Annotated in this window: 17 protein-coding genes and 1 pseudogene; 4 read left to right on the top strand and 14 right to left on the bottom strand. The window is 68.9% G+C overall.

Annotated elements, in window-relative coordinates:
• Positions 1-70 precede the first annotated feature (70 nt).
• The 9 genes from ACFQ87_RS37425 to ACFQ87_RS37385 form a co-directional block, all read right to left on the bottom strand.
• Positions 71-268 carry a hypothetical protein gene (locus tag ACFQ87_RS37425; RefSeq protein ID WP_380615407.1) on the bottom strand — a complete coding sequence of 66 codons (198 nt, stop codon included), beginning with the start codon at positions 266-268 and terminating at the stop codon, positions 71-73.
• A gap of 101 nt (positions 269-369) precedes the next feature.
• A complete protein-coding gene (locus ACFQ87_RS37420; protein ID WP_380615406.1) occupies positions 370-1,173 on the bottom strand; it encodes a DciA family protein in 804 nt (267 codons plus the stop codon).
• Positions 1,174-1,304: 131 nt separating this feature from the next.
• A complete protein-coding gene (locus tag ACFQ87_RS37415; protein WP_380615405.1) occupies positions 1,305-1,976 on the bottom strand; it encodes a hypothetical protein in 672 nt (223 codons plus the stop codon).
• A gap of 205 nt (positions 1,977-2,181) precedes the next feature.
• Positions 2,182-2,787 (bottom strand): hypothetical protein, encoded by a 606-nt coding sequence (locus ACFQ87_RS37410; RefSeq protein WP_380615404.1) that lies wholly within the window; start codon positions 2,785-2,787, stop codon positions 2,182-2,184.
• Positions 2,788-2,926: 139 nt separating this feature from the next.
• Complete coding sequence (locus ACFQ87_RS37405) at positions 2,927-5,230, bottom strand: hypothetical protein (protein ID WP_380615403.1); 2,304 nt, start codon at positions 5,228-5,230, stop codon at positions 2,927-2,929.
• A 9-nt stretch (positions 5,231-5,239) separates the two neighbouring features.
• Complete coding sequence (locus ACFQ87_RS37400) at positions 5,240-5,683, bottom strand: hypothetical protein (protein ID WP_380615402.1); 444 nt, start codon at positions 5,681-5,683, stop codon at positions 5,240-5,242.
• A gap of 766 nt (positions 5,684-6,449) precedes the next feature.
• Positions 6,450-7,328 carry a helix-turn-helix domain-containing protein gene (locus tag ACFQ87_RS37395; protein ID WP_380615401.1) on the bottom strand — a complete coding sequence of 293 codons (879 nt, stop codon included), beginning with the start codon at positions 7,326-7,328 and terminating at the stop codon, positions 6,450-6,452.
• A gap of 2 nt (positions 7,329-7,330) precedes the next feature.
• A complete protein-coding gene (locus ACFQ87_RS37390) occupies positions 7,331-7,555 on the bottom strand; it encodes a hypothetical protein (protein WP_380615400.1) in 225 nt (74 codons plus the stop codon).
• A gap of 598 nt (positions 7,556-8,153) precedes the next feature.
• Positions 8,154-8,528, bottom strand: coding sequence for a hypothetical protein (locus ACFQ87_RS37385; protein ID WP_380615399.1), 375 nt, complete (start codon positions 8,526-8,528; stop codon positions 8,154-8,156).
• Positions 8,529-9,156: 628 nt separating this feature from the next.
• Between ACFQ87_RS37385 and ACFQ87_RS37380 the strand changes: the two genes are divergently transcribed.
• On the top strand, positions 9,157-9,357 hold the full coding sequence (locus ACFQ87_RS37380) for a hypothetical protein (protein ID WP_380615398.1): 201 nt from the start codon (positions 9,157-9,159) through the stop codon (positions 9,355-9,357).
• A gap of 67 nt (positions 9,358-9,424) precedes the next feature.
• Positions 9,425-9,856: a hypothetical protein gene (locus ACFQ87_RS37375; protein WP_380615397.1), complete on the top strand. Its 432-nt coding sequence runs from the start codon at positions 9,425-9,427 to the stop codon at positions 9,854-9,856.
• Positions 9,857-10,014: 158 nt separating this feature from the next.
• Here ACFQ87_RS37375 and ACFQ87_RS37370 read toward each other — a convergent pair whose 3' ends face one another.
• The 5 genes and pseudogenes from ACFQ87_RS37370 to ACFQ87_RS37350 all read right to left on the bottom strand — a co-directional run.
• Positions 10,015-10,719 carry a hypothetical protein gene (locus tag ACFQ87_RS37370; protein WP_380615410.1) on the bottom strand — a complete coding sequence of 235 codons (705 nt, stop codon included), beginning with the start codon at positions 10,717-10,719 and terminating at the stop codon, positions 10,015-10,017.
• The gene (locus tag ACFQ87_RS37365) at positions 10,698-11,222 is read right to left on the bottom strand and encodes a DciA family protein (RefSeq protein ID WP_380615396.1); all 525 of its coding nucleotides are present in this window, start codon (positions 11,220-11,222) and stop codon (positions 10,698-10,700) included. Before ACFQ87_RS37365 ends, ACFQ87_RS37370 begins: the two co-directional genes overlap by 22 nt.
• 109 nt (positions 11,223-11,331) lie before the next feature.
• A complete protein-coding gene (locus ACFQ87_RS37360; protein ID WP_380615395.1) occupies positions 11,332-11,886 on the bottom strand; it encodes a hypothetical protein in 555 nt (184 codons plus the stop codon).
• A gap of 580 nt (positions 11,887-12,466) precedes the next feature.
• Positions 12,467-12,739 carry a hypothetical protein gene (locus tag ACFQ87_RS37355; RefSeq protein ID WP_380615409.1) on the bottom strand — a complete coding sequence of 91 codons (273 nt, stop codon included), beginning with the start codon at positions 12,737-12,739 and terminating at the stop codon, positions 12,467-12,469.
• A 128-nt stretch (positions 12,740-12,867) separates the two neighbouring features.
• Positions 12,868-13,107, bottom strand: a pseudogene (locus ACFQ87_RS37350) (DciA family protein); the annotation flags it as partial.
• 285 nt (positions 13,108-13,392) lie between these two features.
• On the opposite strand from ACFQ87_RS37350, the gene ACFQ87_RS37345 reads away from it, so the two are divergent.
• Positions 13,393-14,019, top strand: coding sequence for a hypothetical protein (locus tag ACFQ87_RS37345; protein ID WP_380615394.1), 627 nt, complete (start codon positions 13,393-13,395; stop codon positions 14,017-14,019).
• A gap of 13 nt (positions 14,020-14,032) precedes the next feature.
• Positions 14,033-14,638 carry a hypothetical protein gene (locus ACFQ87_RS37340; protein WP_380615393.1) on the top strand — a complete coding sequence of 202 codons (606 nt, stop codon included), beginning with the start codon at positions 14,033-14,035 and terminating at the stop codon, positions 14,636-14,638.
• The last annotated feature ends 26 nt before the right edge of the window (positions 14,639-14,664 follow it).

Raw genomic sequence — 14,664 nt, 5'->3', positions numbered from 1 at the left:
CCGCGCCCTCGACCGCTCCCACACCAGCCACCTCGCCCGCCTGGAGATCAACCTCGCCACGAAAACCTGATCAACCCGAATGGGCAACAGGGTCGAGGGTTCCGGCAAACGCTGGAACCACGCGGCGCAGGGCGGCGTTGGTCCTGTACTCCTCGGTGTCAACGTTCAACCTGTGGTGGATGAGTCGGCTCATCACGAAGGCCGTGACAGCGTCAACGTCGGCGAGAGTTACATCGATGGCGTAGCGCAGAGGATCGGTGCTGGGCACGCGGTGTCACCTTCCCTCGGGCGTCGGCCCGGATGGTCCGTCAGTTTTTCAATGCCGCCGACCTGTTGTCCCGGGTTTCTCCGAATGAGTCGAGCCGTGGTTTACGCGGCTCCGGTCTGGGGCGAGGCCGGGCGGGCGGTGCGCAGCGGGATCGCTCCGGCCCGGGTGGCGCGGTGGCGTTCGCGCTGCTGGCGGGCGTGCTGGTTGGTGTCGGTGACCAGGGTGTCCTCGATCGCGGGCCGGTGGGCGTCCTCGGGCTCGCGCAGTTGGTTGTAGTGCCGGCGCAGGATGGCCTCCCGCTCGGCGGCGGCCTCGTCGAGCGCGGCCTGGCGGGCGGCGGCGGCCTCGCGCATCCGGCGGCGCAGCTCCTGGTAGGCGGTGTGGTCGGCGAGCGGGGGCCGGGCCTGCTGCGCGGTAGATCCGTTGTCGCGGCGCGCGGGCCGGTCGTCGGGGTCCTGGTCACGCTGCACCACGGGGACTGGGCCGACACGGACGTCGATGGCCCGGACGGTGCCAGGGCGCAGCTGTTCGAGGGCGGTGAGGATGCGACGGTGCTGGAGGCGGAGCTGGGCGGCCCAGGCTGGGGAGTCGGCGGTGATGCGCAGGCGGTGGGTGGTCGGGTCGTAGCCGGCGAGGTGCCAGTGGGCGGCGGCGTCAGGGCCGATGATCGTGGGCCAGCGGTCACGCAGGCCCCCGCCCGCAGTGCCCAGCGTCCAGCCGTAGGCGGCGACCAGGGCGAGGAACACGACGCTGATGCGGTTGCCGGTGTCGGAGGCCGGGTCGGTGCGGGCGGTGTAGTCGTTGGCCTCGGGGTCGGTGCCGCCGGGAACCGGGATGCCGAGCCGCAGGTGCACCGCGAGGCGTTCGACCAGCTTCTCGACCGAGTCCAGCTCCCCTGGCCGCATTCTGGTGAGAGCCTGTGTGGCGGTGTCCGGGTCAGAGCGTGGTCGAGGACATCGACGGCCGGACCCGGCAGACCGAGCGGGGCTTGGTCCGCAAAGACCGCGCGGGATTTCTGTCTTGGCCGGGCCGGTCGTCAGCGGTGCGACCAGTACGAGTCTTCCGCGGTCGGGGATGCCACGGCCAGCTGGCGCGCGTAGACGTCCGGTCGGCGGCCCGGCTGGACGGGATCCTTGCCGTACACCTCGGTGCCCGCGTACTGGACACCGTCCAGGGAGACCTGGAGGCTCACGCCCGGGGTGTCCATCTCCAGGGTGATGAAGACGCCGTCGGGCGAGGTGGCGGAGATTTGGCGCTCGTCGGTCACGAATGTGCCGGTGTTGGCGCCGGCGAAGTTCTGGAACCTGCCCACGTTGTAGCCGTGCGCCTTCCAGTACTGGGCGAGCTGGTCGGCGAGGAGCTCGTACTTCGACTGGTCGATCCGGGTCCGGAGCGACCACGTGCGGTAGACGGTCGAGGTCGGCCTCGGCTCGCCGTCCCAGTGAGCCGAGTCGCGGACCACCCAGTACCAGCCGTCGGAATGCGCGACCTGCGGGGTGATGGCCCCGACGGCGCCTTCGAGGGCGCTCTGGATGCTGTCCCGGGCCTTCCCGGCGTCCGTCCCGGGCTTGTCGTGCCGAGCGACCGGGCCGTACCCGTGGTCGAAGAGCCACGCCCCGGTCCCGACTGTGCCGACCAGGAGAAGAGGGAGCGTGACGCCAAGAACGGCCAGCGTCCTGCGGACCGTGGTGCGGTCGCCGGTCTTCATCTGCATCCCCCCGTGTCGGCGCCGATCGACTGCCGGCCTTGATCACGAGGCTACGGGCGAGCGGCCCGGCAGACCTGAGCACAGATACTCAAATCCGGGCCCAGGAGCGGTAGTCGGGCAGGCCAGGCCCGGACCACAGGCTGGTCCGGGCCCTTTCACCTGGGACACGAAGGCTGAGACGGGTAGGCCCGCCGCCCGGTCTGGGTCACGTGAACTTGAACGGTCCGTCTGGCAGCTGGATGGCGTTGGTGCACCCTAGGGCCTTGCCGACGGCCTGGCGGGCGAAGGCCACCGACAGTTCTGCCATTCTCTGGGCTCCCGGTGCCGGCACGGCGGGGTTGCCAGGATCCCTCAGGTAGAGGGCCGCCGTGTAGTACCAGGTGCGCTCCGCTCCGTCGGGCGCCGACTTGGTCACGCAGGAGAACCGGACCACCGAGAAGCGGTCACCGGCCTCGCCGTCGGAGAAGGCCACGAAGTCCCTCGGGACTTGTTGTCCTTCGTTGTGAATGCGCTCTGCCTCGGTCGCGGCCCCTTTGACGGTGGCGACGAGGCTGCGCTGGTCGCTGCCGCTCACGACGCAGGACAGGTGGGCCGGGGCGGACTCCGTCAGCGGAGCGGAATCCGTGCGTACCGTGGGTGTGGAGCCCGACTGCAGGATCTCGCTGAACCGTGCGTCGTCGAGGGTGCCCTGGCACTCGCCGGTCGGGATCAGGGCCGCGGGCCGCGGGGCGGGAGCCGGTTCGTCCGCCCGGTGCCAGAGGAGCAGGCCCCCGCCGACCGTGGAGATGACGAGCAAGGCGGCCGCAGCCATCCACCACCGACGTACCTTCATCCGTTTATGCCCTCTTCTACCCGGCAGCCGGTCTTCTCGCCGGCCGTGGCTTCGGTGTCCGGCGCCGGGGCTGTGGGCTTGTTGAGCCCACAGCCCCGGGCACCGCGGTGTGCGGCCGTCACCTGGTGCCGTTGGCGGTGCTGTTCGCTCCGGCGCCCACGGCACCGCCCTGCGCGGCCTGCCCGCCGACCCGTGCGGCGAGCTGCTCGACCTGCGTCTGCGTCAGGGCCGAGCCCTTCGCCGCGTCGCGGACGGCCTGGGCCGCGCTGATCGCGTTGGCGTTGCGGCCGCCGTCCGCGCCGTGGCCGGCCTCGACCTGGGCGGCTGCCGTGGTGTCCTGCTGAACGCTCGCCGTGACCGACTGCAGGATCTGGTCGACGATGAAGTCCGTTGGCTTGGGCACGCCGACCAGGTCGGGGACGACGTTGGGAATCCCGCCCAGGGCGGTGCTGAAAGCCTTCTTGGCCCAGGAAGAGCCGCTCTGGACAGCGTCGTTGAAGGCCTTGTCCGAGGCGGCGTGCTGCTTGAACACGGCGTCGGCCCGGGCTTCGTTGATGATGCCTGCCACGGTGCCGCCGGAGGCTGCGGCATTCTCCACTGGCAGGGCGAGCCGCGTGGTGTCGGTCTCACCGCCGGCGAAGGCCACGTGGATCAGGCCGGTGGTGTAAGCCTGCTGGGCATTGATGACGCTGCCGTAGGCGGCCGGGTCCCGGCCGAGGACGTTGAGCAGGGAGCGGACATCGGAACTGTCGAACCTGCCCGCTTGACCGTTGGTCGGCAGCGTGTGGTCCCACGGGGACATCGCCTGCTGGATGTCCCCCATGTAGTCGGCGGCCATTCGCCCCAGGCTCGGACGCAGGGCCGCCAGCGGCGCGCTGTGGCCGGGCTTGTCGGTGATGCGGGTGAGGCTGCCGCCCTCGTCCTGCCCGAACTCCTTCATGACCATGTTCATGACATCCGCCTGGTCGGCGTTGTGCTTTGTTGGGGTGGAGGGCATGTCGTCGTACGGGTGCCCGCTGGTCGCGGCCTCCAGCGCGTGCCCGAAAGCGGTCGGACCGCTGGCCAGGGACTTCGCCTGGACGTCCGGCTCAACGGAGAGGGTGTCCGGTTTGAACTCCTTGTCGTGCGCCAGGTAGTGGAGGTAGTCCGCGGGCTTGGGCTTTCCGTTCGGGTTGACCGTGCCGTCAGTGTTGTACGCGGTGGGCTGGTCGTGGAAGAACTTGGTGGCCGCCTCGGGGCTGTGCGCGAGGGCCTCCAGGATCCCGGTGAGCGGCTGGTAGCCCGCTGCCCCGTCCTGACCGACGATGCTGTAGATCCCCCGCTTGTCGCCCCCGAAGTCGGGCCAGAACGGGCGCGTCCGGTTGGTGTCCTTGGCGTCGAGCTGGAGGACGTGCTCGGCGATCGGGTTGAGGAAGTGCGGGTCGTAGTTCCCGGTCCGCAGGATGCCGGCCAGCACCTGGTACCCGCGGGGGATGTACGGTGGGGTGCCCATCCCGACCGGTGGTTCCTCCGACAGCAGCTCGGCGCCCGCCTTGCGCAGCTCGGCTTCCCACTGGTCCGACAGGTGCGGCTGGTTGGAGGTGCGGGTGGCCGTGGCCAGGGTGGTGCCGAGGTTCTTCTGCAGGTCCCGGTACTGCTGCAAGCGGGTGTCGCTCACGCCCCCGACGCCGGAGTCGGCGCCGACCATGTTGTCCCAGAAGACCAGCAGTCCCTTCGGTCCGACCGTCTCGTAGAACCTGGTGGTGAACACCGGGTCGCCGCCGTGGGCGGCCAACAGGCTGTTGAGCTCCAAGAGTTCGGGATCGGTGAGCTTCTTGCCCTTGGCGGCCAGCTGGGCGGCACGCTTGGCGTCCGCCTCTGGGCCACCCCCGACGGCCTGGGCGTTGAAGGAGCCGTCCTTGTCGGCGGAGGCGTCCGAGCGCAGGGCGAAACAGGCCCGCTGGTCGGCCTCGGTGGCCTCCCTAAGGACGCTGTCGATCCGGGCCCGCACGTCGCCGGCTTTCGACCGGAACTTGTCGTGGTACGCGGCGGCCGCCTGCGGGTCGTTCTTGATGGCCTTGTCAGGGTCCGGCCAGCTGACCGTACCGTCGGAGCTGACGGTGAGGCCGGCCGTGGTGGCTTCCGTCACCAGCGCGCTCAGCTTGTCCTTCGCGGCCTGGATGTCCGTCGCCGCCTCCCGCAGCACGGACGCGAGCGCGCCGGCCTCGACCGCCGCGGCGTTGAGCTGGTCGTTACCGCGCTGCAGTGCCGGCTTCGCCGCATCGGCGTCCTTCCCGGTCCACCCGGAACCATTGACCTTGCCGACGACACCGCTGTTCCACTCGCCGTCCATCGCCCTGAGCTTCCCGGCGATCTCGTCCCAGGCGCCCGCGGCCGTACCCAGGGAATCAACTTTCGCGTTCGTCAGATCATAGAAGTCCACCACGACGTATCAGCCCCCGTTCTGCTCGAAAGACCTGACGGCCTCGGCCTCGGCGTCGCGATAGCCCTTGGCCGTCGTCCGAAGCTTCTGCGCCAGCCCACCGATGACCTTCGACAACGCCTCGACCTGCTTGTCCCAGGTCCCCGAGGCATCCTTGCACGCCGCCCCGCCCCCGAACCCCGGAAGTCCGCCCGCGACCGCACCCATCTTGTCGTCCGCACCCTTGCACTCACCGCCGAGACGGCCGTTGATCTGCTCGGCATTCGTGGCCGCGCCGTCCAACGCGCCCACCTCGGCCTCGAGCTTCCCCCCGGAAGCACCGCCCGGCGAACCCGCCGAGTTGATCTGCGTCCGGGCAACCTCCTGACGCCTGGCCGCAGCAGTCAACTGGCCGTTCGCGTCGTACGCCCACGGATTCATCATGCGGTCGAACTCGGTCGCCCGATCAGACATGGCCCACCCCACCCCCTACGACTGGCACCACACCAGCCTCTCCCCAGACCAGTAACCGATCGATCGTACCCATCAGACCCCAGGCACACGCACCGGCGAACACCCCGAAAAACGCCACAGGCCAGCACACACAACCGCCAACCACGGACCCCTCTGACCCCTCGAAGCAGTGGCACGGCCATCATGACCAAACACCACCACCGGCCACCTGAGTAGCAGTACTCAAAAGCTGCGCGGCGCCATGCCCCAAGGACGTCGGCGGTGCGGCGGAAGTCAGCGAAGGCCTACCCGAAACGGGCGCCCGCAGCGAGGGCGAGGGACGTGAACGCCGTAGCCGGCGGCTTCGCCGACGTCACCGGCGGCGGCCACGGCGCCGCCGAACTCGCCCACCACCGCGACCTGACGAGACCGCGGCTGGCTCGGCCCGCCGTGCTGCTCTCCCCGCTGACACCAGGCCACATCCTGGACGCCCCTGCGCGCCGTCGGCTACGCCCCGGCAGGCGACCAGCCGAGCCCGGCCGCGGCCGCGGAGCGCACGACCGTGCCGTACGAGTCGCCGCAGCAACTCGGCCGCCTACTCGTGATTGCTCGACCTCAACACGCCGTCGGCGAACTGGGTGAGGTGCAGGTGCCGGAGACGGCCCGGGGCTCGGGGGGGCGAAAGCCGTTCCTGGCCTGGGCCTCCCGCCGCCCACCAGCGGGCAGACCCCGAACCGGCCCATCCGCTCGGCTCGCGGCAGGACCCGCTCCAGGTCCGGACACCTCGCTACGGGTGTCCGCGGCCGGGGCCGGCCATCGGATCCGGGGGGCCCGATGAGGGGCGGGGAGCCCTCGCAAGGCGGGGACTCCGCTCCGGGGGCTCGACATATTTGGTCGCCCCGCGGTGCTCCACGTACGCGCGCACCCTTTCCAGCTTGGGCCGGCGGTCCGGCCGCCTTGCCCTCCGCTCGGGAACGAAGTGGATGTTGGCGAGCTCGGAATCGGGCACGACAGAGTACGCGGGGCCACTGAAGACGCGACCCCAGGCTTGCCGCCAGACCAGCAGGTCGGGGAGCTTTCCCGGCCGGCACCCGGTCAGGAACGCCTCGACCTGTTCCCACGTGGGATCGAGCCCCGTGGAGAGCATGCGGTGAGCGGTGCTCTTGGTGATGTGTAGTCCGCTGAGCTCGGCGTTGGCGGAGATGGCGCGCACGGAGGGGCTGCCGACCTCGCGGTGGTAGGAGCGCAGCCCGTTCTGGAAGTCGAGCCGGCCGCGCATGTAGTTGGGGTGGGGGGCGACGGCGGGGTGGGCCTGACGGGCGATGCGCGCGCCGGCCTTGGGGTCGTCGTAACGGGAGGCCGTCGTGTGCAGGAGCCGGAGGCGCCGTGCGGCGGACAGGAGCCGACGGGCGTGCTGAACCTGGTCCGGGGAGGCGCCGCAGGCCAGCGCGTACCCCTGGACCGTCTCGATCCTGGGGATGCAGTCGCCGCCCTGGTCGGCACGGGAGAGAGTGGCCGCGGAGCAGTAGCGCTTGCCGCCGATCCGGTCCGCCATCTCTTTGTAGGTGAGGTCGGTGCCGTCGGGTCGCCGGCGAAGCCGGCGGAGGAAGCTCGCGAGTTCCTCCGCCGGCCCGCTCTGGACCCCGGCCTTGTTGCGGCCGGACATGGTTATCGGCTCAGCTGCCAGCGCAGACGGGTGCGGCTGCGCAGGGCGCGCTTGGTGACGAATCCGGCCGCGGCCCCGACGACGCCGGTCGCCGCCGCGGAGACGATCGGGTTCGCCAGCACGGACGGCTCGCCGACCGCGAGCACCCCGATCAGCAGGATGATGACGACGATGCCGGCGACGCCCACCGGCAGGCTGTTGCGACGCCAGGGGCGCACGGGAGTCATGGACATGACTCTCCAATCTGTTGACTTGTCGATCACTCGGTACGAGCCCAGCGGCTTGCCGACCGCGTCTGAAGGGCAGTCACGATCCTGCCAAATGGCGTAACGCAATTGCAAGCAGAATCCCGATCAGCCCCTCCAATTAAATCAATACGTCCCAAGGAAAATGACCATTTCACAGGTACTAAACTACCCTCCAGCTCAGAGTTTTCGCAGGTCGGAGCACATGCCTAGTCTTGCCATTAATTCAATCCAAGCGACTCTGTCCCATGTGCCGTTGCTACTACCGTTGTCGGATAGGCAAGGTGTTACCCGACTGGCTCTCCCTGGCTTGTCGATTACTCGGTACAAGGGGATGGACCACAGGCTGTTGCCGCAGCCGGTCCCGCGTCGGAGCGCCGACGCCAGGAGTCGAGAGGCTCCTCTGTAGATGAGTCGGGGATGTTGGGTCGTACCCGGCATCCCCGCCTTGCTTCCGCCCCAGCGTCCCGTCAGGACCACCTACCAGAGCTGGTAGCTGGTCGAAAACCGACCCACTGCCAGTAGTGCTCGGCCGGGGCGGAACGGGTGTCCGGGACTGACGGTTCGATGGGCTGGTCAGTCACTGGTCGCCACCGCCGGAGCGCAGCCGGGCGAAGACATCGGCGGCCGGGGTCCACTGCTGGCCGCCGATCGGCGCGGCAAGGGAGGCCATCGCCTGCTCGTCGGTGCGCAGGACCAGGTGGTGGCAGGAGGTGGCGATCACCTCGGTGACGGCGGCGAGGTCGCCGATCGGGGAGGCGTCATCGCTTCTCCTCCAGGACGCTGGGCGGCTCTGGTCAGGCGGCACTGGGCCGCGCAGCCGCAGTCGCTCCCGGCCGGGCATGCACCCGGCGTCTGTTCGCAGTCGTGGATGGTCGGCCAGGATCTGGATCCCAGCCCGGATGATGAACAGCATGAACAGCAAGTTCAGGAAGTGCAGGATGCGCAGCCACAACGGGAAACACCTGACGACCGAAGCCCAGTGAGCGGGTCGGCCTCGCTGGACTCCCTGGCCGTGGGAGGCGACTCCTGTCGGGGTACGACTTCATCTGCAGAGTGAAGTACAAGCTCATATGCAGAGTTCGGGCCGACGTGCTTGATATGTGACGATTCATAGGTTATGGCCTTTCCTGGGGTCGTCGTCGCGGGGCCTTCTCGTCCTGTCGGGCAAGTGATCAACGTCCTGCTGGTCTCGGGGGGTAGGTAATGGCCTTGCCGCGATGGTGGAGATCGGCGATGCTGGGCCGCTGCCAGGGCAGCGGAAGAGAAGGCGTCAGCAGGAGGACGAGATGCGGCGGGCTGCCGCTCGCTTCGCGCCTGGCGCGGGCCGCTGGGACGTGCTCTTCGAGACACAGGACGAGTCGGAATGGCGCGCTCACATCTCGGGGGCGGTCTCGCCGGGCGGCTGGCGGAAGGCCGTGCCCTGCTCGACCGGCAGCAGCCGGCGCCCGCCGGACCCGGCCCCGGCCGGTTCCCGGGAACGGCCCCCACGCGGGCGGAGGTTCTGGCATGCTCACCCGAATGCAGTAGGCTCCTGGTGATCGGAGCCTCACACAGCGTCAAACCGAGACCCGGGGTGGGCAGTGCAGTACACGATCAGCGCGTCGGTGTTCCTCGCGATCGTCATCATCGCCCGCCTACGACGCACCACCCACGCCCGCAGCCGCGTCGACGAGGCCTTCACCGTCTTCACCGCCGTCGTCTTCGGCGTCCTGATCGCCGCCACCAGCTGGGGCCACGCCATCCTCCAGCTCGTCGGCGTCGCCGTGGACGCCACCCACTGACACCGCCAAGCGGCTCCGCCGACCGGCGCCCCTACCCTGATCGACGACACGGGGAGGGGTCGGGAGCATGGAATTGACGGTGCGCGACAAGCGCTGGATAGCCACGGTCGGCGTGATCGCGGTCATGGTGTCGGCGTGCTACGTCGTATGGGGCGACGAGTCCGACTACCCGCTCCCCTACACGCGGAGCGACGCCTCGGTCCTGCGCCGCATCGCGCTCGCCGACCCGTCCACGAAGAACACCACCGTCGCGGCGGACGATCGTACGGTCTCTATGGAGGTCGCATGGAGCGGCTGCGACTACAAGCCCGACCTGGTGGCACGAGAGACCGCCGAGCAGGTCACCCTGCTGCTCAGGCGCCGCGACGCCTCGGGCCCGAACATCGGATGCGAGGACGGCGGCATCGCCGAACTCACGGTCGTCCTGCACCAGCCCCTCGGCACCCGCGCACTGACCGACACCCTCACCGGCGAACCCGTCCCCCACACCCACTACTGACAGCGGCTAGTACAAGCCGCGATCGGGTAGCCGGCGCCTGGGAGGTGCTCGAACCCGGCCTCCCCGATGCTAGCGCCGTCCTCGAGGTGCCGGCGGATCTCTCGCAGCGGCGCGAGGCCGGAGTCATCTCCCCATCCGGGGTGACGAGGACATAGGTTCTACGGCGTCGGCGCACAGCGCTGGCAGCGCCGGTACTTCCGGCCGCCCTTCGGGCCGGTGTGCCGAGCCTCCCACACGCGGGTCTCTTCGATGGTCATGACCGTCCAGCCGCTGTCTGCCGTCGTCGCCGCCATCTCGAACTCGAAGTCGGCTTTGGTACCGCCGTATCGCAGGTTCTGTTGGTGGCAGAAGAGCCGGCGCTCTTGCACGTACTCCTCGGCGACCGGTCGGCTCCACTCTGTCGGCATGGTGCGCCGTACCACGGGACAGGTTGTCTCGTGCAGTCCTGCGGAGCGGCCCACGGTGAACGGGTACTCATCCGGAGTGTTGTAGCGACGCCACCGCTCGGCCAAGGCGTCGAGGTGCGGATCGAAGCGGTCGCCGTACTTCTCGCAGTCGGGGCACCCGCCGTCTCGGACGCACCAGGCGAGGAGGTCGTCGTGCTGCTCGTGCTCGCGCAGGTCCCACCCGTCGTACACCTGACCGGCGAGACGCAGAAGCAGCTCGCGCACCTCCGCAGCCGTGATGGTGCCGGCCTCGATGGCGGCGACGATGTCGATCACCGCCGGCAGCTCTATCGACTGGCCGTAGCCCTCCCGCAGCAGACGTTTGCGCTGACGCGGGAAGTCAATCCCGAAGGTGACGAGCACGTCGGGCATCTCGATTCCCGAAACACTCACGCTCACCTGCGCACTGATCCCCACTGCTTCATCCCTCTCATAGGTCGGTCGGCGGCTCGCGGACAATCCCGAACCTGCGAACTGGCTGGCCCCCTGCCGACAGCGGGTCGTGGGACACCCCGAAGGCCGGGCCGACCCCGTCTGGGGCTTGCTCGTTCGCGTGCATCGAACTCACTGCTGATCTGGTGCGGCCCAGGCCGGAGCCAGCAAACGGGTTGTCGCGGCCACCCTGCCGTCATCACCGCGCGCTTGTCCCGGCTTTCCCCGAATGAGTGAGACCGGCTGCGGGCCACGCCGCCCCGGACCGCGGCGGGGCCGAGTGGGTAGTACGCATGGTAGGGGAGGCGAAGCTGGGCGGCCCAGGCCGGGAAGTCGGCGACGCGCAGGCGGCGGGTGGTCGGGTCGTAGCTGGCGAGATACCAGTGGGCAGCCGCCTCGGCGCCGACGATCGGGGACCAGCGGTCGCGCAGGTCCCCGCCGGCGGTGCCGAGCGTCCAGCCGTGCGCGCACAGCTCACTGGTCTTCACTACCAGGACGTTCCATCAGCATCTCGGCCCGTTCGGTCGCTGCGCTTCTCCGCTATGGCCGTCGGCCCTGACGGGTGGCTTACCGCGCGAGGCCGACGGCCGCTCCCGGCTACAGCTGGATGCCGGCGGCCGCTGCGAGCTGGTGGACGTTCATCACCGGTTGGAGCGGGCCGGGCTTCCAGCCGATCGCGTCCTGGACGAATCCGCGGCCGGAGTCCGTCCCGCCAGTGTTCCAATGGCGGTCCGACACCGGCAGACGCAGCCAGTTCACCCGCTCTCCCGTGGCACTGTGGACCGGATGAGTGTAGTAGGTCAGGAAGTTCTCGTCGTGGGCGAGCGACTCGACGGTTGGGTCGGGGAACAGGTGGGGGGCGTACTCCGCGATGCCGTCACCCTCCGGTGTCCGGATGCTCCAGGTGATGTGGACATCACCAGGCCGGAACTGTCCGGGGCGCTCATCGTGGAGCCTGTCGGCCATGAACGTGGCCCACTCGCGCCAAAGGTCTACGGCAGGCGTCTTCTTGGGATCGTGGTCGGTGAATTGCCGTTCGGCCGCAGGTTCCCAGTGCAGGACCAGTTCACGGACCTCCGGGTAGTTGTTCCTCAGGGCACTGAACATCCAGGTGGTGCCGGCGGGGTACGGATGGGAGGTGGGGCTGGACAACGGGTTCCTCTCTGCTCCTCCGCACGAAGCGGGCGAAGATCTTTGTCTTCTGCGGGGCGTCCCCGTCCGACCTGCGGACGGGGACGGGGACGTTGGGCGCCGTGAAGGGCGCCCAGAGCCTTTCTCGGGGTCAGTTTGCTGCATCGGGACGGAAGCCCGCTGCTGCGAAAGCTCGCGCTACTTCCGCGAGCTCGGCCGGGTCGATCGGCCCAAGCTCCTGCTCGGTGCGGCAGTCGTGGCACAGGCCGTCAGCCGGTCCCCCGCCGTAGGAGTTGTAGCCGCATCTCTCGGTGACACACCACCACGTCGACTTCGCCGAACTGCCGATGCCGTTGGACGCGGCGCAGCCGCTTCGCCTCGCGCGCTACTACCTGTAGAGGCCCTACGGGCGTCACCACCGGCTCGCGCCGGAGGCGCAGCGGTTTCGTCTTTCTCACCTTCGTCTTGTTCCACCCCCCGGCGCGGGGGTACGTACCCCCGCGCCGGGGGTACCGGAATTACTGCGTTCCATCCCGTCTCCTGACTCGCGATCATGCTGATCGGCCCGTTGAACACCCGGGCTGCGGCGTTGCGGGCGCTGTCACGCTGCACCCCGCGCGAATGCCGACCGAGGCAATTGCTGGGCGGTGCGCATCGGGATGGCGTGGCCGCGGGCGACGGCGAGGACGGCGCGGTGGCTCTCGCGGAGTCGGCGAGCGCGGGCGGTTTCGGCCATGGCCGGCTCGTCTTCGGTCGGCGGGCGGTGGGCGTCCTCGGGCTCGCACAGCCGGTTGTAGTGCTGGCGCAGGATGGCTTCCCGCTCGGCCGCAGCCTCGTCGAGCGCGGCCTCGCGGGCGACGGTGTTCTCGCGCATCTGGCGGCGCAGTTCCTGGTAGGCGCTGTCGTCGGCGAGCGGGGGCGCGGTCGGCGCGGCAGTCGGGGCCGTGTGCTGCCGGGCCGTGTCGGGGCAGGGCTCGTGGCGTCGACGCGGATGTCGATTGCGCGGATGGTTTCGGGCCGGGCGGTGTTGAGCTTGGCGAGGAGCTGGCGCTGCTCCAGGCGAAGCTTGGTGACCAAGGCCGGGGAGTCGCAGGTGATACGCAGGGTGCGAGTGTCCGGGTTGAAGCCGGCCGGGAACCAGTGTGCGGCTATCTCCGCGCCGACGAGTTGGGCCCAGTTGTCCCGCATGGTGCCCTGAGCGGTGCCGAGCGCCCAGCCGTGCGCGGCCGCCATGGAGGGCATGAGTGAGGCCAGATTGAGGGGTCTCGGCCCGGCAGACACTCTCGTCACATGGTTCACAGTTCTCTATTTCTTTCACTTTAAACAGGTGTCAAAATTCCGGAATCCGACATTCCCGGACGTCTGTATTCGGTAGATATTTTGGCATTTTTCGCCCCGCGAGGCTCAGGTGTCACTCAATTTTTTCGATTATCCTTGCCGGAACTTAGCCAGAGTCCCAGGATTGGCTTCGCCCGGAAAACATCCAGACGGAATGACTCGCAGGAATCCAATCGGAGGGGAACGGAAATGCGGAAGACGTTTTCTCGAATTGCCGGCGCAGTGGTCGGCGCCGGAGTGCTGGCCACCCTGGCCGCGCCGCAGGCGCTGGCCGCGTCGGCGCCCGTCACGCCGGTGACCGCGGTGACCACACAGCTTCCGGCTGGCGCCGACCCCAGCCACTGGGTCATCGACCGCAAGGCTCCGGCGGCAGCCCTTCCCCAGGCCTCGGCACCCACGCGCATCACGCCGACCCGAAAGTCGCCAGAGCTGCCGGCCGAAATCTTCAATGAGGTCCGCGATGTGGCCTACCACGGGCAGCTCTGCGGCACCGACGTGATCGACGCGAACAGCGGACCCGGTCCCATGACCCTGACGCTGACCCAGACCCGCTCAACGGCAACCCAGTGGACGGCAAGCGCGTCGATCGACGTCTGGAAGATCTCCGCCGGCGTCAACTTCAACGTGACCGACACCGTCACGAACACCGAGTCCGGCTCGTACACCGTTCCGGACGGGAAGTTCGGGAACCTGCAGGCCTACCAGCTCTTCGACTACTACACCTACAGCATCTACAACAACCAGGTCGGCGCCTACGTCGGCGACGGGGAGGTGAAGAAGCCGGTAGGCTTCTGCTACAACGCCTGGACGAACTAGGAGAGTTGAGCATATGCGGCAATCCAGCCGGCTTCTGGGGACGGTGAGTCTCGTCGCTACAGCCGTCCTCGCGGCCGCGTGCACCGACGACGGGACAGCACCGCAGCAAGAAAGCGGCTCCTGGTTCCTGGACGCGACGGCCGCCGCACCGGCGGACGCCGTCATCCAGCACAGCATCGACGCCCCGCCCGCCAAGGGCACCGCCAAGATCCTCGGCATCGCCGATGTCTCGGGCACCAGCGTCGTCCTCTCCGTCAGGAACGGCACCTGCCAGGTGGCACTCCTGCCGGACGGGCTGACCGAACCGACCGCCACCGCCCCCGACTCCGTCGGATCGCCGCGTCCCACCGCCAGCTCCTTCGCGGACACACACGTGGATTTCCCTGGAAATGTTCTCGCCGGAACATATACCCAGGCGTCCGCCCAGCTGAGCCCCTTCAAATTCATGACCCTCGGCTGCGGCGAGAAAGCCATGACGGTCAAGATGGAAGGGATCGGAAGTTCCGCCCAGGTGCACAAGAAAACCGGCGACTCACTGCGTTCCTGGAAAAACGGGCCAGACGTAGTTCTGGCTGTCGGAACCCCTGAAGCAATCCGCCAGGCCCCGACGCCCGGATGACCACGGCCCAGCGCGAGGGCGCACTC

This window comes from Kitasatospora sp. NPDC056531 (assembly GCF_042794375.1).
GTDB lineage: Bacteria > Actinomycetota > Actinomycetes > Streptomycetales > Streptomycetaceae > Kitasatospora.
The sequence above is the reverse complement of the archived record's forward strand: the minus strand, read 5'-3'. Positions and strand labels throughout refer to the sequence as shown.